Annotated in this window: 18 protein-coding genes; 4 read left to right on the top strand and 14 right to left on the bottom strand. The window is 62.7% G+C overall.

What is annotated here, in order from left to right; translation table 11 throughout:
* The first annotated feature begins 120 nt into the window (after positions 1-120).
* Positions 121-981, top strand: coding sequence for a DUF2911 domain-containing protein (locus J4G38_RS06675; protein ID WP_210515807.1), 861 nt, complete (start codon positions 121-123; stop codon positions 979-981).
* A gap of 30 nt (positions 982-1,011) precedes the next feature.
* Here J4G38_RS06675 and J4G38_RS06670 read toward each other — a convergent pair whose 3' ends face one another.
* The 9 genes from J4G38_RS06670 to J4G38_RS06630 form a co-directional block, all read right to left on the bottom strand.
* Entirely contained in the window at positions 1,012-2,940 is a 1,929-nt protein-coding gene (locus tag J4G38_RS06670) for a prolipoprotein diacylglyceryl transferase family protein (protein WP_210515809.1), read from the bottom strand.
* Between the two features lie 242 nt (positions 2,941-3,182).
* On the bottom strand, positions 3,183-3,326 hold the full coding sequence (locus J4G38_RS06665) for a hypothetical protein (RefSeq protein WP_210515811.1): 144 nt from the start codon (positions 3,324-3,326) through the stop codon (positions 3,183-3,185).
* Between the two features lie 328 nt (positions 3,327-3,654).
* On the bottom strand, positions 3,655-4,428 hold the full coding sequence (locus J4G38_RS06660) for a slipin family protein (protein ID WP_210515813.1): 774 nt from the start codon (positions 4,426-4,428) through the stop codon (positions 3,655-3,657).
* A 112-nt stretch (positions 4,429-4,540) separates the two neighbouring features.
* The gene (locus J4G38_RS06655) at positions 4,541-5,023 is read right to left on the bottom strand and encodes a hypothetical protein (RefSeq protein WP_210515815.1); all 483 of its coding nucleotides are present in this window, start codon (positions 5,021-5,023) and stop codon (positions 4,541-4,543) included.
* Positions 5,024-5,083: 60 nt separating this feature from the next.
* Positions 5,084-6,442 carry a M20/M25/M40 family metallo-hydrolase gene (locus J4G38_RS06650; RefSeq protein WP_210515817.1) on the bottom strand — a complete coding sequence of 453 codons (1,359 nt, stop codon included), beginning with the start codon at positions 6,440-6,442 and terminating at the stop codon, positions 5,084-5,086.
* Between the two features lie 174 nt (positions 6,443-6,616).
* Complete coding sequence (locus J4G38_RS06645) at positions 6,617-7,549, bottom strand: enhanced serine sensitivity protein SseB C-terminal domain-containing protein (RefSeq protein ID WP_210515819.1); 933 nt, start codon at positions 7,547-7,549, stop codon at positions 6,617-6,619.
* A gap of 202 nt (positions 7,550-7,751) precedes the next feature.
* Positions 7,752-8,165: a c-type cytochrome gene (locus J4G38_RS06640; RefSeq protein ID WP_226163211.1), complete on the bottom strand. Its 414-nt coding sequence runs from the start codon at positions 8,163-8,165 to the stop codon at positions 7,752-7,754.
* A gap of 139 nt (positions 8,166-8,304) precedes the next feature.
* Complete coding sequence (locus J4G38_RS06635; RefSeq protein WP_210515823.1) at positions 8,305-9,000, bottom strand: SCO family protein; 696 nt, start codon at positions 8,998-9,000, stop codon at positions 8,305-8,307.
* Positions 9,001-9,008: 8 nt separating this feature from the next.
* Complete coding sequence (locus tag J4G38_RS06630; RefSeq protein WP_210515826.1) at positions 9,009-9,467, bottom strand: hypothetical protein; 459 nt, start codon at positions 9,465-9,467, stop codon at positions 9,009-9,011.
* A 486-nt stretch (positions 9,468-9,953) separates the two neighbouring features.
* On the opposite strand from J4G38_RS06630, the gene J4G38_RS06625 reads away from it, so the two are divergent.
* Complete coding sequence (locus J4G38_RS06625) at positions 9,954-10,943, top strand: aldo/keto reductase (RefSeq protein WP_210515828.1); 990 nt, start codon at positions 9,954-9,956, stop codon at positions 10,941-10,943.
* A 209-nt stretch (positions 10,944-11,152) separates the two neighbouring features.
* Entirely contained in the window at positions 11,153-14,701 is a 3,549-nt protein-coding gene (locus J4G38_RS06620; protein ID WP_210515830.1) for a PAS domain S-box protein, read from the top strand.
* 13 nt (positions 14,702-14,714) lie between these two features.
* Here J4G38_RS06620 and J4G38_RS06615 read toward each other — a convergent pair whose 3' ends face one another.
* Positions 14,715-16,163, bottom strand: coding sequence for a diadenylate cyclase (locus J4G38_RS06615; protein ID WP_210515832.1), 1,449 nt, complete (start codon positions 16,161-16,163; stop codon positions 14,715-14,717).
* A 197-nt stretch (positions 16,164-16,360) separates the two neighbouring features.
* Between J4G38_RS06615 and J4G38_RS06610 the strand changes: the two genes are divergently transcribed.
* Entirely contained in the window at positions 16,361-16,624 is a 264-nt protein-coding gene (locus J4G38_RS06610; RefSeq protein ID WP_210515834.1) for a hypothetical protein, read from the top strand.
* A gap of 17 nt (positions 16,625-16,641) precedes the next feature.
* Here the strand turns inward: J4G38_RS06610 and J4G38_RS06605 are convergent, their stop codons facing one another.
* The 4 genes from J4G38_RS06605 to J4G38_RS06590 all read right to left on the bottom strand — a co-directional run bounded on the left by J4G38_RS06605 (position 16,642) and on the right by J4G38_RS06590 (position 21,694).
* On the bottom strand, positions 16,642-17,883 hold the full coding sequence (locus tag J4G38_RS06605) for a BaiN/RdsA family NAD(P)/FAD-dependent oxidoreductase (protein WP_210515836.1): 1,242 nt from the start codon (positions 17,881-17,883) through the stop codon (positions 16,642-16,644).
* A 116-nt stretch (positions 17,884-17,999) separates the two neighbouring features.
* Complete coding sequence (locus J4G38_RS06600; protein WP_210515838.1) at positions 18,000-19,787, bottom strand: chloride channel protein; 1,788 nt, start codon at positions 19,785-19,787, stop codon at positions 18,000-18,002.
* 234 nt (positions 19,788-20,021) lie between these two features.
* Positions 20,022-20,543, bottom strand: a complete 522-nt coding sequence (locus J4G38_RS06595; protein ID WP_210515839.1) for a TetR/AcrR family transcriptional regulator — start codon at positions 20,541-20,543, stop codon at positions 20,022-20,024.
* A 698-nt stretch (positions 20,544-21,241) separates the two neighbouring features.
* Positions 21,242-21,694 (bottom strand): nucleoside deaminase, encoded by a 453-nt coding sequence (locus J4G38_RS06590; protein WP_210515840.1) that lies wholly within the window; start codon positions 21,692-21,694, stop codon positions 21,242-21,244.

The following is a 21,694-nucleotide window of genomic DNA, read 5'->3' as shown; positions in this document are numbered from 1 at the left end:
GCAAGAAACGTAGAGTGCCGCCCTTAGCTGAACGGCGGAAGCGCCCGGTTGTTCGGGAATCGGGGCGAAAACCTGGCCGCAACGGCCGCAACCTCAGCGGTTAATCCGCATCTTTGGGCCATGAAACACGCCCTGTTCATCCTCGCCACCGGCCTGCTGCTGGCCCCCGCCGCCCAGGCCCAGACCAAGCTCACCATCCCACCGCTGAGCCCGACCACGCGCATTCACCAGAATTTTTCCACGTCCTACATCGACCTCACGTATTCGCGGCCGTCGCTGCGCGGGCGGGTGGCCTTTGGCGGCCTCGTGCCCAACGGCACGGTGTGGCGCACGGGCGCCAATACCATCACCAAAGTGCGCTTTGGCGAAGAAGTGAAAATCAACGGCCAGGCGGTGCCGGCCGGCGCCTACGCGCTGCTCACCATCCCCGATGCCAAAGAATGGACCTTCATCCTGAACCGCGATACGGCCCAGTGGGGCACCTACGAGTATAAGCAGGCCCTCGACGTAGTGCGCGTGAAGGCCAAACCCACCAAGCTGGCCGCGCCCGCCGAAACCATGTCATTGAACGTCGAGAATCTCAAGCCCAATGCTGCCGACCTCGTCCTGACCTGGGACCGCACCCAGGTGGTGCTGCCCCTCGTGGCCGACCCCGACCGTATTGTGATGGCGCAGATTGAGCAGGCCATGAAAGGCGAAAAGAAGCCCTACGTGCAGGCCGCGCAGTATTACTACAACACCGGTAAAGACCTCACGCCCGCCATCGGCTGGTTCGATGAGTTCATCAAGGGCAATCCCGAATCAGCCTACTACGGCTACTACTGGAAAGCCAAGCTGCTGCAAAAGCAGGGCAAAAACCAGGACGCCATCGCGGCCGCCAGGAAGTCGCTGGAGCTGGTGCAAACCGACAAAAACGAGGTGTCGAAAGCCGAATACATCCACCTCAACCAGGAGGTGCTGGCTGCGGCCGGCGCGAAGTAGTAACCCGCCGGCTTACCGCTCCGGCGTTGCCTATTTGGTGCGGCCGGCGAGCGGCAGGTTATACCGGGCCCCCAGACTAATCCGGCTCACATCGTTGAAATTGCTCAGGGCGCTGCTCTCCACCAGCCAGGCGGGCGCGGCTTGCCAGCGCACCTCGGCGAAGCCCGAAGCCGGCGCGTCATAGGGTGCGCGGCTCAGCAGCCCGTAGCCGTCGCCGCCCAGCTGCCCGTTGCTGTTGCTGAACGCCTGTCCGGCCAGCAGCGTCACTTTGGTGCCCCCAAAACTGGTGCCCAGGCCCAGGCGCACCGTGCCATTGCCCACGCCATCGGAGCCGTACATGGCGCTGCCGTGCGTCCAGATAATGTTGCGGTAGCCAACCTCGAAGACCATTGAAGGCTCGATTTTCCGGCTCAGCAAGGGCTGCGAAACGTAATCGAAAGCATACTGCGTGCTGAGATGGGCACCCATGCCAAACCGCAAATGCAGGCGATGGCCCGGCCCGCCAAGCGCGGCGAATTCCACGTTGGGGTTGATGTCGTACAGGGTACGGGCGCTGGCCTGCTCCAGCATCACCAGCGTATCGGGGTTGTTGAGCGTGGCAAGGCGCACCGCGGGCGGGTCGAAACTGGTGCGGCCCAGAAACGCGTTCAGACCGAAGTGGAGGGTGTTGTGCCCGTTGTCTCCCACCGGTAAGTTGTAAACCGCGCTGCCCATTGCCCCGGTAAAACGCTGGTGGTAGCCGTCGAATTCTTTGATGTTTTTTTGGGGGATGCTGCTGCCGCTACAGCTTGAACTGGGCGGGTAATACAGCTGGTAGCTGCTGCCAGTGAGGCCGCTCAGGCCAAAGGTGAGCGAGGGACCGGGTTTTTCCGCACCTGCGGTGGGTGCCGGCGCCTGGCTCATCAGCCCGATGCTGAGCAGCAGCAGCAGCGCCGGCAGCGGGCGGGCCCGCCGCAGCACGCGCAGCCAACGCGCCGCTTCCAGCACCACCACGGGCAGCAGCAAGGCGCGCAGAACCAGGGTTTCGCCCAAATCGAAGCTGCCGGGCAGCAGCACGGGCGGCAGCACCAGCATGAGCAGCACCAGCCCTAAATTCGGCAACGGCTGGTCGAGCGGAGCGGCGGCCGGAGCCGCGATGGGGGGCCGCCGGACGCGCCCGGCCACCAGGGCCGCCAAGGCGAGTACCGCAACCAGCAAGCCCCATTGCACCGGCTTCAACCCCAGCCACTGGCCCGCCCCAACCACATCGCCCAGCGGGTCGCGCAGAAATTCCAGCCCGAAGCGCCCGGCCGCGTACAGCCCGAAAGCCACCGGCAGCGCCAGCCCCGGCCGCCGGGCCAGCCACATTCGGCCGGCGAGCAGCCCGCCCCCAATGCCCAGACACAGGAGCATCTGATACAGTTGGGCGGCGTGCACGGGCAGGCTGTGCGCGGCCGTAGCGGCCAGCAGCCCCTGCGCCACCTGCGCCCGGAAAACCTCGGAACCCGGCCCGTACACGACGCCCAGGCCGGGGCCGCTGCCCAACAGCTCGCCGAAGCAGCAGCCCGCCAGCAGGCAGCCCACTCCCTGCACCGCCAGCCCCAGCGCAAACGGCAGCGCAAAAGCATCGGCTGCGTCGCGCCCAAAACCCAGGAGCCGCCGCAGGCCCGCCAGGGCCAGCAGGGCCGCCAGCATGCCGCCCAGCACCGAGCGCCCCACGAGCCCGCCCGCCCCCCAATGCCCCAGGCTGAACAAGGCCTGCCAGTCGGCCGGGCTGCCCACAATCAGCCGGGTACCCGCGATGAGGGCCAGTACCGTGCCCGCTACCAGCAGCAGCCACGGCCGCAGCGGGAAAACACGTCGCCGGCCTTCCCACAGCAGCAGCCCGCCCGCCAGCCCAAACCCCAGCAAGTAGAACAGCGAATACGCGGGCCACCCGGCCAGAACGGTAGGCAGCTTAGGTAATATCAGGGAGAGCATATTGATGAGGAAAGGAATTGTGGTGAGAAAGCTACGCGCAAATCCTGCCAACCCTCCGCGAAAAAGGTTGAATTACTAGACCCTTGTCCAGCAGTTTTAGAATTATTAAGACGTTTATTAGTAAGTGGTAAGCAGAAAAATAAAGGATTTTATAAATCACTGATTTTCCATGGTGCCGGGCAATTAAACGCCCCCGTAACTTGTGTTGCGGGGGCGTTTAATTGCCCGGCACCAGGTGGTTGCTAATAGGCTCGGGGCTTCACCCAGCGGCTCCGCCAGGGCTGGCCGGCTACGCTGGTTTCTACCAAGTACATGCCCGCGGCCAGCTCGGGCACGTTCAGCGCCACGGTGAGGGAGCCGACGGCGCTGATTTCCAGCTGCTGCACCAGCCGGCCGGTCAGGTCGCGGTGCCGCTATTGGAGGCCGGGGCAGTACGCGGCGTGACCTCACTCGCCCCGGCCACGTCGCGCACGGCCAGGTTTTGGGCGGAGTTGGGGTTCCACCGGGCGGCGGCCGGCGAGCCGCAGGCCAGGAAAATAGCCAGGAAGAAAGGTGATGTTATTTTTATAATAGCCTGAGAAAAAGGAATTGTGCCAGGAAGGCATTGGCTATTACCCGTTCTACAATATTCAACTTGTAGAACGGGGCCAAATCCTCGCATTTCTCCTCCAAGCTCAAGCGCCCGAAAAACGTATTTGCCGAACGCCGAAACAGCTACTCACGCGGCGCGGCGGGCTGCTGACTCACCATTTGGGAGAAGCTTTTGGCCGCGTTCGTGAATTCTGACGGGATGAGCACAACGGTCGTGGTGTTGTTGTCGATGCCGATTTCCGACAGCATCTGCATGCGGCGCAATTCCAGCGCAATGGGGCTTTTCTCCATCTCCAAAGCGCCCTGGGTGAGCTTAATCGACGCTTCCAGTTCCGCCTCGGCCTTGATGATGCGGGCGCGCTTCTCGCGAATGGCTTCGGCCTCGCGGGCCATGGCGCGTTGCATGGATTCGGGAATTTCCACGTCCTTGATTTCGACCAGCTCAATCTTCACGCCCCAATTCTCGGTGGCCGCGTCCACAATCTGCATCAGCGACGTGTTGATGGCGGCGCGCTCGCGCAGCACCTCATCCAACTGGTGCTGGCCGATGATGTTGCGCAGGGCCGTGACCGAAAGCTGGTAAACCGCCTGGTTGAAATTGGCCACTTTGATGATGGCATCGGCCGGGTTCACCACCCGAAACCAGAGCACGGCGTTCACCTTAATGGTCACGCTGTCCTTGGTAATGGTTTCCTGCTGCTCCAAATCCACGGTTTTGGTGCGAATATCAATGGTCTGCTGGCGCTCGATAAATGGAACTATCCAGTAAATACCCGGCCCGCGCAGCCCCGTGAACCGGCCCAGCCGAAACACCAGGGCCCGCTCGTATTCTTGCGCCACGCGAATACCGGAGAGGAGGATGACAACAATTACAAGGAGAATGACGAACAGCGACATGGTGGGGTGGGGGCTGGTGAGGTTTTGGGGATGTATCGCTGCTGGCGACGAGGAATTACAATAAGACTGCTTGCTGAGAGAAAAATTTCCTGTTTAGCAGACAGTTAATACATTATTCCAGCATAATAGTCTCTCTGTATTTTGAATAATTATCCCATTTTATGGGCATAGTTATTTTTGAATGAACATCAATAAATACGTTGTCAAGACGCGAAACCTTCCATTTAACCATTCCCACAATTCTACCACTAATCATATAAACGTTGCCTTCTGAAGTCAGAATATTAGGCTCATAAACAACCTTGTTTATTTCGTGTCTTTCAATCAGAAACCACTTGCCATCGGTTTCTGATTTGACAAGCTCGCCGATTACAGAAATCAAAGCAATAACATCAGCGCCTGTTGTCATCTTCCTGATTGTCCTGCCAATTACCTTTTTAAGATAAGCTTGAGCTGCATCTTTAGTTACTTCTTGAAATTCAAAATTCAAGGTTTTGTTAAGATAATTTCTATAGTAATCAGCCTGTAGATGGAAACTCTTTATTCTGTTGTATTCAACCTCGAACATGCCTTTATTTGAATTAGAGTCTTCCATATAAAGAGTGTTTATTAATTGTGTATTCAGTGAAGCAATTTCGTTGTTAGTTGAATCAACCTACCGTCCCACCACCGGCAGCACGGCCACGCTTTCGTGCCCGGCGGCATCCACGCTCACTACGCCGAAGATGAAGTTGTCTTTGCTGATGGGCAGGTCGGCCATGAGGCCCGCCACGGGGAAGCGTTGCTGCCACTGCGGGGCGCTGGTTTCGCGCACGAGCACGACGTAGCCGCTGGGCTTGGGGCCGGCCGCCGGGGCCTGCCAGCGCAGCTCGGTGCGGTTGGTGAGGTTGGCGGTGAGGACTTCGACCTGGGCGGGGGCGGCGGGGGCCAGGGCCAGGGCGGCCATGGTGGCGAGGTTGATGCCGGCGTTGCGGCGCAGGTAAGTGAAATCCACGCCATCGATGACGTCGCCGTAGAAGCGGGTTTTTTCGGTGCGCAGGTCCTGATGCTGGTGGGTGTAGTCCTCGTTCATTTCGGTGAAGCGGACGGCGGCGAAGCCCTGCTGGTTGAAGGGCGTGTGGTCGCCGCCGCGCAGGAACCGGTCGGGGCGGTACTCCAGGGCCACTTTGTGGCCGTGGCCGTAGAGCTGCGCCGCGCGCTGGATGTAGCGGGCCAGCTGGCGGCTGGGCGCATCGTTCTCGGAGCTGAGCTGGCGGCGGATTTTGGCCTGGTCGGGCGTCTCGTTGGCCGGCACGCCTTCGCTGAACACGCGCACCTGGGTGGCGTCGCTGATTTCGGGGTCGAAGCCGTGGGAGTTGCCCACGATGTCGTTGTTGAGCATCGCAATCAGGTTCCAGCCTTCTTTCTTGGCGCGCTCGGCGAGGTGGCCGGAGCCGTAGAGGCCCTGCTCTTCGCCCTGCACGGCCACGAACTTAAGGGTGCACGGAAACTGCTGCCCGGCCAGCACGCGGGCCAGCTCCATCACCAGCACGGTGCCGGAGCCGTCGTCGTTGGCGCCGGGCGCGTCGGCGGTGGCGTTCATCACATCGGTCACGCGGGAGTCGATGTGGCCGCTCACGAGGATGACGCGGGTATCGGTGGGGTCGGTGCCGGGCAGGGTGGCCAGCACGTTGGCCATCAGCACGGGCTTGTTGATGCGTTTGCCGTCGGGCTTGATGGTGAAGGTGTCCATCTCCACGGTCATGCGGCCGCCGCCGGCTTTGCTGTATTTCAGGAACTCATCGCGCACGTAGTTGCGGGCCGCGCCAATGCCGTGCGTCGGGCTTTGGGTGTCGCTCAGCGTGTGGCGCGTGCCGAAGGAAACGAGTTTGCGGATGTCGGCTTCGAGGTTTTTGGCCGAGATTTCGTCAACCAGCTTTTGGATTTGGGGGTCGGCCGGCGGGAGCAGGGCGGCGGGTTTGGTTTGGGCGAAGGCGGCGAAAGGCGCCAGGAGCAGGAGAACGGCTGGTTTCATGGACGGAAGGTAGGACGGGGCGATAAGAAACCGAGAAAAAAAGAACGTCATGCTGAGCGCCGCCGAAGCATCTCTACCGCAACACCAACCCATACAATTGGATTACTACTGCGGCAGAGTTGCTTCGGCTACGCTCAGCATGACGTTCTTTCGAATGCCAGCGGAGGAGGTTAGTTATCCGGCTGTATAAAACGGCTCAATGGTGCGGAAATATGGATTGACGCCTTCTTCCGAATTCAAGTCGAGGAGCATCAAATCCACGAACTGGAAGGCGTTGGTCTGGCCTTCGAGCACGGGGCCGAGGTCCTGCATGAAGCTGGGGTCGGGGGTGGTGCTGACGAAGGCGAGGAGCAGACGGGGCACGTCGGGGTTGTTGGCCAGCTGCATCTGGGCCAGGTAGGCGGCTTCGATGTGGGGCTGCGCGGTGGCCCAGGCGATAATGGCGTCGGCCACGGCCTGGGGGTATTCGGCCGGCTGGCTGAGCAATACCTGGGCATCGCCGCCGGCGGGGGAGAGCGGGCCGGTGAGCTGCCCGGCCAGCAGCGCGGCCAGCTCGTCCTTGGGCAGGATTTTGCCGGCGGGCGAGAACGGGTTCAGCACGCAGTCCTGGCCCTGCACCATGCTGAAAAACGCGTGGCCGGGGATGCGCACGTAGCTCACCGGGCCGTTGTCGACGCCGCCATCGCTGAGGCGGGGCGGGGAGGAGAAGATGGGCAGCTTGCCATCGGCCAGAATCTGGAGCTGAATTTCCTGGCCTTCGGCGAGGGTCACTTCGCCGGGCTCGATGCCTTCCATCGGGGCCAGAATCATGAGGATTTCCTCCTGGAGCAGGGCCTGGTAGAAGGCGGGGCGGGCGTTTTCATCGGTGGCGGCCAGCAGCAGCAGCTGCTCCAGCACGTTCTCGGGCTCGAAGGGGAAGGGTTCGGGCTCCGGAATCTGGTAGGTGGGCACCGGGGTGTCCGGCTCGGCCGGGGCCGTGAATTTGGAGCCCTGGTAGCGGGGGCCGCCGGCGGCCTTTTCGGGAGTAGCGGGCGCCGGGGGGGCGGGGGTAGTCGGAGTAGCTGCCGCGTCGGCAGGTTTATTTTTCAGGAAGTCAAACAGGCCCATGGAGGAGAAGAATGCGAATGGTTTTGGATGTGCAATCTACGGAAAAAATGGGGTTGGGAGGGATTGGAAGCAGGAAAAAAGGACGTCATGCTGAGCGGAGCAGCGCGTCATGCCGAGCGGAGCGAAGCATCTCGCGTGGGGTGGTAAACCAATCGTAGGACTTCCGCAGAATATTAAGCATCTAGTTGGCGTATGCCCCGTACTACTGCGCGGCTCCCGGCGCGGGGCAGGCGTCGAGCTGCTGCTGCACGTCGCGAATGGTGCGGGGCGCGGCCTCGTTGCCCCAGTGGCTTTCGATGAAATTCAGCAGGTTGGTCATCTGGGCCGAAGTGAGGGCCTTGTTGCCGGGCATGATGTTGTGGTAGCCCACGCCGTTCACCACGATGACTTCGTTCTGGCCGTTACGCAGCAGGCACGGCAGCTGGGCGCGGTGGTCGGCGAGGAAATCGGAGCCGGCCAGCGGCGGGATGAGGCGCGCGAGGCCCTGGCCCTGGTCGCCGTGGCAGCCGGCGCAGTTTTTCGCGTAGAGCTTCTCGCCCTGGTGGCGGTTGTTGCTGAAGCAGCCGGGGAGCAGCAGGAGCAGCAAAAGACCAGGCAGGAGGTGACGGAAGGGCATGGAAAACACGGTCATGCAGAGCGTAGCGAAGCATCTTGCTCGCATCGTTCAACGATTGGGTTAGTATTGCACGCGAGATGCTTCGCGGCGCTCGGCATGACGTTCTTGGTCCGCATGACGTTCTTGTTTACTCCGCGCCCTACTTCCCGGCCACTGCTTTGCGGCTGTCGATTTCGGCCAGCAGGATGGGCAATTCTTCAATCAGCCGGGCCACTTCCTTGGGGTTGAGGCTGTCGTAGAGGCCGCGAATGTGGCCCTGGTCGTCCACGAGGGCGAAGGTGCCGTTGTGGGCGAAGCCGCCGGGGGCCTGCTTGTCGGGGAGGGCGGCGGTGAAGTAGGCCCGCGCCAGCTGGAACACGGTGTCTTTGGCCGTGGGCTCGCCGTGGGCGCCGGTGGTGGCAAAGTGCCAGCGGCTGGCGTCGGTGATGCCCAGGCGCTGGGCGTAGTCCCGGAGCACGGGAATGGTGTCGTGGGCCGGGTCGATGGTGTGCGAGAGGAACACCACGCGCTTATCGGCGGCAAATTTGGTGTACACTTTCAGCAGCTCGCCCTGCATTTTGGGGCAGATGCCGGGGCAGGTGGCAAAGAAGAAATCGGCCACGTAGGCCCGGCCGGCAAAGGTTTGGTTGGTGATGACCTGCCGGGCCTGGTCGGTGAGGCGGAAGCGGGGCACGGTGGCAAACACCGTGTCGGCGGGGCCGCCATCGGCGCGGGGGCGCACGTCGCGCTCGCCCATGATGGGCAGCTGGGCGGCTTGCTTGGGCGGCGCGGTGCAGGCCGTGACGGCAAGGAACAGGGCGGCCCCGACGGGCAGCAACAGGCGGTGGAGCAGCATGGCGGCGGTTAGTTGGAAGGGGTGGGCCGCACATCCCCGGCGGCGGGGTGCTCGGTGGTGAAGCGGGTGGCCGAGTCCAGGGTGGCGCGGTACTGCCGCTGCACGGCATTGAGCACCTGCTGCTGCTGCTGGAAATAGGCGAGGCGGGTGGCGGGCACGGCCGTGGTGTCGGGGGCTTTGTACTGGTGCATCCAGCTCATCATGGCGGCATCGGCGGCCAGCAGCCCGTGGATGTAGGGCGCCACGGCCTGGGAGTGGTAGCCCGAAAGCTTGCTCTTGAACTCGTAGAGCTGGCTGGTCTGGGCCATGAGGGAGTCGTGGCGGGCCATGAGCACCATTTCGGCGGCACTGGCCGGCGAGGCCGGGCCGCGCTCGTCGATGGGCTTGGTGGGGGAGGGGCAGGCGGCCAGCGCCGGGGCCAGGGCCGTGAGGGCTACGCGCAGGGTGTTTTTGAGGGAGAATTTCACGGGGCAAAGGTACGGCCGGCAAGCGTGAGGGAAAGGTGAGGCGGGGATGAGGAAAGGTGAGGCGAGGGGTTTTCAGGGTGAATCCTGGGTTAGGGAACCCGTGGCGGCAGTGAGGAAGAGCACGGCGGCAGTGCGGAAAGGCGTGGCGGCAGTGAGGAAACCCGGGGCGGCAGTGCGCAAGGGTGGGGCGGGAGTTTGGGGAGGTGAGGCGGCAGTTTGGAAAGCCGTGGCGACAGTAGGGAGAAGCGTGGCGACAGTAAGGAAGCCCGTGGCGGGAATTAGGAAAAAGTCTGCAAAATCAAAGGTGGTTTGGCCGCTTTGGAACCCTGGCGCGTACTACTTTAACAGGCGGCACGTACTGTTTACTGTTTTAACAGGCGGCACGTACTGTTTTAACAGGCGGCACGTACTGTTTTAACAGGCGGCACGTACTGTACAACAAGCGGTGCCCGCACTTTCTTTCGAAGCTCACCCATTTTATCAGTTATGAACACCTGCCAACTCGGCCGCTCCGGCCTCACTGTTTCGGCCCTGGGCCTGGGCTGCATGGGCATGTCCGACTTCTACAGCGGCCAGGACGATGCCGAAAGCACCCGCACCCTGCACCGCGCCCTGGCCCTGGGCGTCACCTTCTTCGACACGGCCGACATGTACGGCCCCTACAAAAACGAGGAGCTGGTGGGCCAGGCCTTTAAGGGCCGGCGCGCCGACATTATCCTGGCCACCAAATTCGGCATCCAGCGCGACCCCTCCGACCCCACCAGGCGCGGCATCAACGGCCGGCCCGAGTACGTGCGCGCCGCCTGCGAAGGCAGCCTCAAGCGCCTCGGCACCGACTACATCGACCTGTACTACCAGCACCGCGTGGACCCCAACACGCCCATCGAGGACACGGTGGGCGCCATGAGCCGGCTGGTCGAAGAAGGCAAAGTGCGCTTTCTGGGCCTGAGCGAGGCCGCCCCGGCCACCGTGCGCCGGGCCGTGGCGGTGCACCCCATTGCCGCCCTGCAAACCGAATACTCGCTGTGGAGCCGCGACCCGGAGGACGAGATTCTGCCGGCCATTCGCGAGCTGGGCGTGGGGTTTGTGCCGTACTCGCCGCTGGGGCGAGGCTTTCTGACGGGGCAAATCAAGCGGTTTGAGGACCTGGCCGAGGACGACTACCGCCGCAATACCCCCCGCTTCCAGGGCGAGAACTTCCAGAAAAACCTCGACCTGGTGGCCCGAATCAACGATTTGGCCCAGCAAAAGCACTGCACCGCCAGCCAGCTGGCCCTGGCCTGGGTGCTGGCCCAGGGCGAGGACGTGGTGCCCATTCCCGGCACCAAGCGCGTGCAGTACCTGGAAGAAAACCTGGGCGCGCTGGAAGTGCAGCTGACCAAGGAAGAGCTGGCGCAGCTGAACGAAATTGCCCCCCAGGGGGCCGCCGCCGGTCCCCGCTACCCGGCCGCGATGATGGGCTCGGTGAACGGATAAGGGCCCCGGCCGGCCCGTGGCCTGCCTGCTCGTATAGGCCTATAAACCATAGTACAGTTCTGCCTTGCACAAGTGCAGCGCGGGATTGGGCAATGCCGATAAATGTATTTTCTTTGTGAACAGAGGAGTTTATCATTCAAATTCCTTGCCTGGCAGCATGTTTCCACTGCCGGGTATTCCCACTCTGCTGCCCATTTCTGCCTTTGGCCATGAGTACCGAGCGCACTTCTTCCGACGCCGAGTGGGCCGCGCAACTGGCAGCCGAGCGCACCCGTGGCGCCCAGGCGGAAGCCGCGCTGCTCGCGGCCCAGGCCCGCATTGTGGCACTCGAACAACAGCTGGCGACGACGGCCAGCAGCGCCCTGCGCCACCATACCCAGCTCACGGCCCTCGTGCAGAATGCGCGGGAAGCCTTGGTACAGGTTGACGAGGAGGGGCAAATCCGGTTTGTCAACCAGCATTTTTGGGAGCTGTTCGGCCTCCGGCCCGTGGCGCCGGCCGAAGCCGGCGCGCCCGTTGCCCCGGCGGCCGTTTCCATCAGCAAAGCTTTCAAAGACCCTGCGGCCTTCAAAGCACGCGTTGAGGCGCTGAATGCGGCGGGGCAAACCGTGTTGCACGAAGCATTTGTGCTCGCCGATGGGCGGATGCTGGAATTGGACTACCTGGTGCTGGATGCCGTGCAGGCGGGGCGGCTGATTTGCTACCGCGACGTGACGGACCGCCACCTGCGCGACGCGCAGATTCGCACGTTGGCGTTCATCCCCCAGCAAAATCCCAACCCCATTCTACGCCTGGCCGCCACCGGCGACCTCCTCTACGCCAACCCGGCCGCGGAGCCGCTCCTGCAAGTCCTGGCCGCAGCAGGTGGCCTGCTGCCCCTGGTGCAGGCGGCCCTGCGCACGCCGGCGCAGCACCAACAGGCGCTGGCGCTGGCCGGGCAGCACTTTCTGTGCACGGCGGTGGCCATGCCCGACCATCATTCTGTGACGCTGTACCTGACCGACATTACGGCGCGGCAGCAAACCGAGCAACGCCTGACCCAACAGCGGTTTTTCTACGAAGGAGTGCTGGAGCAGGTGCCCACGCGGGTGGCCGTTTTCGATGCCGGACACCGTTACCTGTTTCTCAACCCGGCGGTGGAGCCCGACCCCGTCATCCGCGCCTGGATGATTGGCAAGACCAACGAAGAGGCCTGCCACTACCGGCAGCGCCCGTCGGGCATGGCCAGGCGGCGAAGCGCCGCTTTTGCCGAGGCGGTGCGGGAGCAGCGGGAAGTGGAGTGGGAGGAAATGAGCTCGGGCAGCACCGGGCAGCAGCACTTATTAATGCGGTTTCGGCCCATGACGGGGCCCAACGGCGAGCTGCGGGTCATTGGCTGCGGCGTCGACATCTCGGAGCGGAAACAGGCCGAAGAAAAGGCGGCCCGGCAGCAGGAGTTCTACGAATCCATCCTGAACCTGCTCCCGGTGGACGTGGCCATTTTCGACGCCGAACACCGGTATCTGTTCGTCAATCCTTCGTCGATTGCGGACCCGGCGGTGCGCCAGCAAATCATCGGCCTGAACAACGCCGAATACTTTGCCCTCCGCCAGCGGCACCAGCCCGCCGGGGTGGCCGAGAAGCGGGAACAATACTTCGACCTGGCCGTGCGCACCCGCACCGATGTGTCGTGGGAGGAGATGCGCACCGACGCCAAGCAGCGCCCCAAGCTGATGCTGCGCCACCTGCGGCCGGTTTTCAACGCCGATGGCTCCCTGCGGCTGGTGGTGGGCTCGGGCATCGACATCACGGCCCGCTACACGGCCGAAAAGCTGCAGCACAAAGTGCAGGAGCAGCTGCAGGAGCAGCAGGCCTTCATCCGCCAGATTGTGGACACCCTGCCCAACGTGCTGTACGTGGTGGACCCCGGCGGCAACGTGTCGTTTTCCAATAAGGCCTACGACCAGGCCCTCGCGCGCAGCGCGCACCACCGCGCCGATGGGCCAAACCCCGTGATTCTGAACGAGCGGCACCAGGCAAAAGACCTGAACCAGCAGGTGTGGACCACCCGGCAGGCCCTGACCGTGGAGCTGCCCTTCACCATGGACTCCGGTGAAATGCTGTACTACCAGGTGCACAAGCGCCCGATGGTGCGGGCCGACGGGCAGGTGGAAATCCTGACCATCAGCACCGATATTACCGCCGTCAAGCAGGCCCGCCAGGAGCTGGAACGCCGCGAAAAACAGTACCGCGACCTGGTGCATTACTCGCAGGCCCTGATTTGCACCCACGACTTGCAAGGCCTGGTGCTTTCGGTGAACCCGGCCATTGAGCGGCTTCTGGGCGTGCCCGCCGCGCAGCTGGTGGGCCGGCACCTGCGCGAAATCCTGCCCCCGGAGAGTCATGCGGCCTTGCAGGGCTACCTCGACGGCATCACGCCCCGGGAACCGCAGGCCCGCCTGATTATGATGCGAACCAGCGCCGGCGAGCAGCGCTACCTGCAGTACTACACGTATCAGGTGGCCGAGGAGGGCTGCTCGCCCTACGTGGTGGCTTCGGGGTACGATGTGACCGTGGGGGTGCTGGCGCAAAGGGAGCTGCGGCAAGCCAAACTGGAAGCCGACGAAAATGCCCAGGCCAAGGAAGCTTTCCTGGCCCGCATGAGCCACGAAATCCGGACGCCGCTCAACGGCGTGCTGGGCATGGCGAGCCTGTTGCAAAAAACGTCCCTTACCGCGCCCCAGCGCGAATACCTGAGCACCATGCAGCACGCGGGCCGGCACCTGCTGGCGCTGGTCAACGACGTGTTGGACATGGCCAAAATCACCACCCGGCACCTGGAGCTCGACTACGCGCCCTTCGACCTGGCCGTGGCCCTGCACGGGGCCGGCCAGACCGTGGCGGCGCTGGCCGCGCAAAAAGGGCTGCAGTTTACCGTCGAACCCTTGCGCACCGCCGCCCCACGCGTGCTCGGCGACGCGTACCGGCTGCACCAGGTGCTGCTCAACCTGCTCTCAAATGCCATCAAGTTTACCGAGCAGGGCAGCGTCCGGCTCGGGGCGGAGGTGTTGCGCGACCTGCCCCGGGAGCTTACCCTCCGGTTCTGGGTGACGGACACCGGCATCGGCATCGCGCCCGAGCAGCAGGAACACATTTTTGAAGCCTTCACCCAGGCCAGTGCCGAAACCAGCAGCCGTTTTGGCGGCACGGGCCTGGGCCTGAGCATCAGCCAGCAGCTGGTGAGCCAAATGGGGGGCGTGCTGCGGCTGTGCAGCGAGCCCGGCGCCGGCACCACGTTTTCGTTTCGCCTCACCCTGGCCCGGCCCGGCGAAGCGGCTGCCGCACAGCCGCCGGCTCCCGGCAGCGTGTCCTACGAAGGCCTGCGGGGCCGCCGCGTGCTGCTCGCCGAGGACAACCTGGTCAATCAGTGGATTGCTGTGGTCGTGCTGGAGTATTGGGGCGTGCAGGTGCAGCCGGTGAGCAACGGCCTCGATGCCCTGGCCCACTTGCAGGACCACACGTACGACGCGGCCATTCTCGACATTCAGATGCCAGGCCTGAGCGGAGTGGAAGTAACAACCGCCATTCGGGCGCATCCCAATGCGGCCAAGGCGGCCATTCCCATCATTGCCCTCACGGCCAATGCTTTTGCCGCCGACCGGGCGGGCTACCTGGCGGCCGGTATGAACGCCTGCCTGACCAAGCCGTACGAAGAGGCCGACCTCTGCCAGCTGTTGTTAGACCTCATCACAGCCGCTCCCCGGGTGGAAATGCGCTAGCGTCTGCGTCTCGTTACGAAGGCAGCAAGTCAATCCAGCCATCTTCGCTCACCACCACGGCCAGCATGGGGTATTTGCTGCTGTTGACGTAGCGCAGCGCCCCGTTGTAGCGGGAGCCGCGCGATGAATCGCCTTTCTCCGTGGCCAGCCCGTCGAGAATGGCCCCAATGGCGTGGCACATGGCGTTGGGTTCGATGAGCACCGCGCCGTCGATGTTCGTAACGAGCCGCAGCACGGAAGGCGTCATGATGCGCGGCACCACCCGGAAGCATTGGCGGGTGAGGCGCTTGGCTTCGTTGGCCGCGCCGGGGGTGATGACCAGAATAGTGCCCGTGGGCTGCGTGGTGGCCTGCTGGGCCAGGTCCCAGAGGTAATCGGTGCTATCGGCGTCGAGCGAAGGGAAGACGATGCGGATGATGCGGGCGAAGTTGTCGGCGGCCACGCGGCCCTGCGGCAGCCGGGGCGTGTTGCTCACCACGCGCATGAGAATGTGGCCGGCGTGGCTTATTTCCCAGCTGTAGTGGTTGGTGAAATGCACCGTCACCAGCGGCTCGTACTGCGAGTCCGACTCCGGCACCAGCTGGCCCAGGCCGAACACGTGCGAGGCGTCCGAAATCAGGGCGGTGTGGCCTTCGCTCAGCTCCAGCAGCTTGCGGATGGAGCGGTGGTCGCGCATGGGCACGGGCGTTTCCAGGGTGAGCACGGGCACCACGGCCGGGTGCAGGCGCCGGCTCACGAGCATGGTCCCGATGCCCTCGTCGCCCTCGTGGCGCAGGGCGGCCACGCCGTTGCAGGCATCGTACAGGCCGTGGGTGCCGGCGGGGGCCACGCGCAGCATCAGCCGGCGGCCGGCCGAGCGCAGCAGCTCGTTGTAGTCACGGTCGAGCACGGGCTGGTCGTTGTCGGCCGTGTCGGCCTCGCGCAGGGCGCGGGAGCAGTCGTGCAAAAACTCCAGCGTGGCCGCGTGGGGCAGGTTAGACGGGCGGCCGGTCGCGGGCTTGGGCAGGGCGTAGTAGCCGTCGTAGCAGTCGGCCGCCAGCTGCAGCACCACCGTCACGAGGTAGCCCTGCAGGCTCACGGGCACCGAGCAGAACGAGCGCCGGTTTTCGTGGCGGGCGGCCGTAATGGTGTTCAGCGTGCTTTCAGTGGCCTGGCACACCAACTCGTACCAGTGCTGCTTTTCGGACCGGTCGTGGTCGTTGGGGTGCAAGTGGTACACAGAACCCTGGGGTCCTGCGTTGGCTTCGAGGGTGGCGGCTTTGGCCTTTACCTGCTGGAAGTCAGTGGGCGAGTAGCGGATGGACGTGGGCTCCAGCACCACGGCTTCGGGTTCGTCGCCCTCTTTGGCCGAGGCGAAACCCAGGAGAAAAACCTCGGGCCGCAGGCTGCGGTCAAGCAGATTAAAAACCCCTTCGGCGAAGAGCTGGGCGGAGACGCGAAACAGGCTTTGGTGTTCCCACATGGGCAAGTACAGGACGGCCGGACCCCGCTGCGGGCCCGACTTCAGGCCGAACTACGGAAAAAACGGTCGGATAGTGGCGAAACGAAACAAATTTCCTCGTTGGGCGCTTCATGGCCTGTTCATAAATTTGTATCTTCGACTCCCGTTTCGGCCCGCCGTAGCCGTCGCGCCCTCTCCCCGCTAACCTCGCCAAGCCTATGCTCTTCGTCGACATGCTGTTCGTGATGGCGGTGGCCATTTCTTTCATCCCGATTCTCACCGGCTACTGCGCGCACAGCCGGGGCCGGTCGTTCTGGCTGTGGTTTGCCCTGGGCTGGCTGCTGCCGCTGGCGTCGTTCTTCCTGCTCTTCGCCCTCATTGCCCGCGACGAGCTGAACCCCGGCCGCCGCCTGCTCGGCGAAGCCCGCCAGATTTTGCGCGAAGCCGAAGAAAAGGAAAAAGCGGTAAAAAGCCAGAAGTAAGTTCCGCGCAGCGTTGCTTACTCCTTTCCCGCCGTTCCCGCGCCCGGCAAACCGATGGCCCGCGCCACCCACGCCCCGGTGCTGAAGCAGCCCTGCAGCAAGTAGCCGCCGGTGGGCGCTTCCCAATCCAGCATCTCGCCGGCCACGAAGGTGCCCGGCCGCTGCCGCAGCATCAGGTGTTCATCCACCGCTGAAAACGCTACGCCGCCAGCCGTTGAAATGGCCTCGTCCAGCGGGCGCAGGCCCGTTACGGGCAACGGCATGGCCGTCAGCAGCGCCGCCAACTCCTCGGGGTTCTGAGTTGGCAGGTCGGGCCGGGCTTCGCGCAGCAGGGTGGGCACCGGCGGCCCCAGGTGCAGGTTTTTTTTCAGGAAGTCGGGGAAAGATGCTTTGCCCCGCGGCAGCTGCAGCCGGGCAGTGAGGGCAGGGGCGGGTAGGTCGGGTTTCAAACTGAGGTGCAGCACCGCCGGCCCGCCGCGGGCCAGGGCCGCCCGCAGCTGCGGAGTCAGGGCATACACGGGCGTGCCTTCCACCCCGTATTCGGTCAGCATGATTTCGCCGCGCACCGCCGCTCCGTCGTTCACCCGCAGGGCAATGTTTTTGAGCGGAGCGCGGCCGACTTTCTGCTGAAAAAACGCCGACCACGCCACCTCCGCGCCGCAGTTGGCCGGGGCGAAGGGCACCACCGCCACCCCTATTTCCTGCAACAGTGGCACCCACGCGCCATCGGAGCCGGTTTTGGCCCAGCTGGCCCCGCCGAGGGCCAGCACCGTGGCAGCCGGCTCCACCACGAATTCACGGCCCGCGTCGGGCCCGGGGTTTTCGTCGCGCAGGCGCAGGCCCGTGGCACCCACAAAGCCCAGCCAGCGGTGCCGGGTATTGATTTCAACCCCCAACTCGCGCAGTCGCTGCAACCAGGCGCGCAGCAAGTCCGCCGGTTTGTGCGCGGCCACCGGAAAGATGCGCCCACTGGTACCCACAAAAGTTTCGATGCCTAAATCGGCGGCCCAGGCCCGCAGGTCATCCGGCGAAAAGTGCCGCAACAAGGCTTGAAACCGGTTTTCTTCCGCCCCGTAGCGGCTGGCGAAACCCGGCAATTCTTCCGCATTGCTCAGGTTGAAGCCGCCGTGCCCGGCCACCAAAAACTTGCGTCCCACAGTGGCCTGCGCCTCAAATAGCCGCACCCGGTGGCCAGCTTCAGCTAGCCGCTGGGCCGCCAGCAGGCCGGCGGGTCCGCCGCCGATTATGACAGTTAACAATTAACGGTGAGCAGTTAGTAATGAATAATCAGCAGTTCGCAATCCACAAAGTAAACTGCCCCATACCGAAGCGGCGTGCAGACTGCTCACTACTCATTGTTAACTGCTCACTGAAATCACGCCTCGCTTTCCTGAATGAGCTGATATCGGTACCGGGCCAGAATGGCCGATTTGAGGATGAAGCCCAGGTAGCGGCCGTCTTCCTCGCACACGGGCAGGGCCCAGGCGCCGTGGCGGTCGAGCAAGGTGAGGGTGTGCTCCAAATCATCGGCCGGGCCCACCACGGCGGGCGCGGGCTTCATGAGCTCGCGCACGCTGGTGGTGGCATAATGGGCATCATCGAACAGGGCGTCGCGCACCGAATCGAGGGTGACCACGCCCAGCAGCCGCCCGCCGGCCGCCACCACCGGAAAGAGGTTGCGCGAGGAGTGCCGAAAAATATCGACCAATTCGCCGAGCGTCGTGTTGGGCCGCACCGGAATGAAATCGGTTTCGAGCAGTTTGCGCGGGTCAAGCTGGGCCAGCAGGCCCCGGTCACGATTGGCGTACACGTCCACGCCTTTCAGCGTGAGCTTGCGGGTGTACACGGAGTAAGGCTCAAAGTACTTGGTAATGAGGTACGACGAGCTGCTTACCACCATCAGCGGCACGAACAAGGCGTAGCCACCCGTGATTTCGGCAATGAGGAAAATGGCCGTGAGCGGTGCGTGAATGACGCCGGCCAGCGTGCCAGCCATGCCCAACACCACAAAATGCACCTCCGGAATATGAATCAGCCCGCTCAGATTAATCAGCCGGGCGAAGAAAAAACCCGCCAGCGCCCCCGCAAACAGCGACGAGCCAAACATGCCGCCGTTGCCGCCACTGCCCACCGTAATGCTGGTGGCCACCACCTTCAGCATCATGCTAAACAGCACCAGCACCAGCAGAAGCCACGGGTTATTATCCTGATAAACGGAGAAAATACTGCCGTCGGTAATTCGCTCGGCGTGGCCGCCCAGCAGCAGCTGCACGGTGTTGTAGCCCTCGCCATACAGGGTCGGAAACAGGAATATCAGCCCCCCCAGCCCGGCGCCACCAATGAGCACCTTGCGCCAGTTTAGCCCCGGCCAACGCTCAAAATAATGGTCGAACCAATGATAGGTCCGAATCATATACACGGAGAAAAAGGCCGTGAACAGACCCAGCAGGATATAAAAAGGCACTGCATCGACGGGCCAGCTGGTGGTGATGAGCACGAACGGCTGGCCCTCGTACAAGGCTTTCGACACCACCGTAGCCGTGGCTGACGATATCAGCAAGGGAATGAAATACTGCGCCGGCAGCTCCATCAGGATGGTTTCGACGGCGAACAGCACCCCTGCGATGGGCGAGTTGAAGATGGCCGCCACGCCCGCCGCCGCCCCGCAGCCCGTGAGCAGGCGCCGGCGCCGCCGGTCGAGCCGCAGCACCCGGCCGGCATTGGAGCCCAGGGCCGCGCCCGTCACTGAAATTGGGGCCTCAGTGCCCGCCGACCCGCCAAAGGTGACCGTGAGAAATGCCGTAATCAGCTGCGAATACAGCTTGGAACGCGGCACCACGCTGGCTTCGCGGGCCGTGTTGTAGATGATGGGCGCAATGCCCCGGCCCAGCTGCCCACCCAGAAAAAGCTTGGTGAAAAGCACCGTGAGCGTGATGCCAATCACCGGGTACAGCGACAGCGCAAATACCCGGTTGGGCTCCGAAATCCCCATGCGCAGCATCTCCTGGCCCCAGTGCACGGACGTTTTGAGCAATACCGCCGCCAAACCCGCCGCGGCGCCTACCAGCACGCTCAGAAGCAGCATGTACATCCGCTCGCTGATGTGGCGCGCCCGCCAGACCAGCAGGGGACGCAGCAAGCGGTGGACGGCGTGGTGAGACATGAGCAGACGCGGTAGTTAGCACATTACCAACGTAAAATTGGGGCCGGCAGATGTAATACCGGTGAACAGCCGCTGCTCATGCATTCTTTGGTGCTTGCCTTGCCGTTGATATCAACGGCAAGGTACTGCAAGCCAGACGCTAAATAAATTTTGCCCCTCCTGCCAGGCCAGGCCAACTGGTGGCCGTAACACCCGGTTTCGGGGCGGGCTGCCAGGCGCCCAGCCTACTTTGCGCTAGCTGTAAGTCTGCTTCAGGTAGTGACCGATGTGGAGCAGGTTGTCGTCGTGCTCGTACAGCAGGTTGCGCCACAGGCTTTGGATGAGCAGCAGCAGCTCCAGGGTTTTCATGGATGGGTTTTCCTCCCCGAGGTCGACAAAGGCCTGCTTCAGCAAACTATCAATCGGGCTCATGAAGCGCTGAAAATATTTTTGCACCAGCGGCTTGTTAAACTCCTTGTCCTGCACCTTCCAGAAGTCCGGCTCGTCGTGCACCAGCTTATAGGGCAGGTCGATGACGTTTTCAATGAGCACGCGCGGGTTTTTCTCCGTCAAAATGCCCCGGTTGGCTTCCACGATGCGCCGGAAGCCTTGCTTTATCAGGTATTCAAAAAGCTTTTCTTTACTGATAAAGTACTTGAAAAGCAAGGCCTCGGACACGCCGGCACTGCGGGAAATCAGCAGGGTAGAGGTATTGTCGTACCCTCTTTCGCCGAACAGCTGCAAGGCCGATTGTTCAATTTTAGAATGACTGGTCATAGGCCGAATCGGATAACTTAAGTAGCCAAAAAATGCGCTTCTGGCCGGTATTGGGGCAAATAGCTCCGGCAAGTTAGTGCTTGCGGCAGGCATTTGCGGGCATTGGCAGCAACCAGGTGGGCTGAATCGACGCTGCGGGCTTCTGGGTTGCCGCGTTCGGTCCAACAACTGTTCAAGCAGTGCCATGCCAATCACACCGCCGGGTTTTGCCGCGCCCGGTACCGGAATAAAAAGCAGCGATTATTCCCCCTGTGCCTCAGCACCTAGGGAGGACATTGCTCCAGCAGTTTGGTGCCGCCAGTGCTTCGACCAGTGACCGCGCTTGAAAAAAATACAGCCGGCCAAATCGAATAGTGTTCGACTTAGCCGGCTGTAATACGTTGAAAATCGGGAAGTAGCAGCTTCTAGAACGAAGGCTAGCCGATTATCAACAAAAGTTTCCAGACGGGGTGGGAGTTCATCTGGTTAACAGAACGTGGGAATTTGACTACCAGGAAATCAGGTGACGTGTTTCGTAGTAGTGAAGCAAAGGTAATGTGGCAGACTCCCAAGTGCATTGAGTAGTGACTCACTATTAGTAAGTGTTTACTCACCTTGCTTACTGTCAAGATAATATAATTTTCTGAAATTTGCTTTGAAATGGCCCGGTGTGCCCAGAAATGGCTAAACCGGCCCGTATGAGTATATAATTCGGCCTTTTATAGCTCCATGATATCTTCGTTCCAAAGCGTGGGCTCGGCGGCGATGAATTCATCCATCATATCGACGCACTCCTGCAGGTCGAGGTCGACTACTTCTACGCCGTGGCTTTCGAGAAAGGCGCGGGACTCGCCAAACGTGCGCGACTCGCCCACGATGACCTTCGGGATTTTGAACTGCACAATGGTGCCGGCGCACATGTAGCACGGCATCAGCGTGGTGTAGATGACGGTGTCGCGGTAGGTGCGCTGGCGGCCGGCGTTCGTGAGGCAGTCCATTTCGCCATGTTTGATGGCGCTGTCTTCCTGCACCCGCTTGTTGTGGCCCTGGCCCACGATTTTGCCGTCGCGGATGAGGACCGAGCCGATGGGAATGCCGCCCTGCGAGCGGCCCAGGCGGGCTTCGTCGATGGCGGCTTGCATGAATTCGTCTTTGGTGGGGTGGTCAGCCAT

It is taken from the genome of Hymenobacter terricola (assembly GCF_017921975.2).
Taxonomy (GTDB): domain Bacteria; phylum Bacteroidota; class Bacteroidia; order Cytophagales; family Hymenobacteraceae; genus Hymenobacter; species Hymenobacter terricola.
Note: the sequence above shows the minus strand (reverse complement) of the source record. Positions and strands in the feature narration are given on the sequence as shown.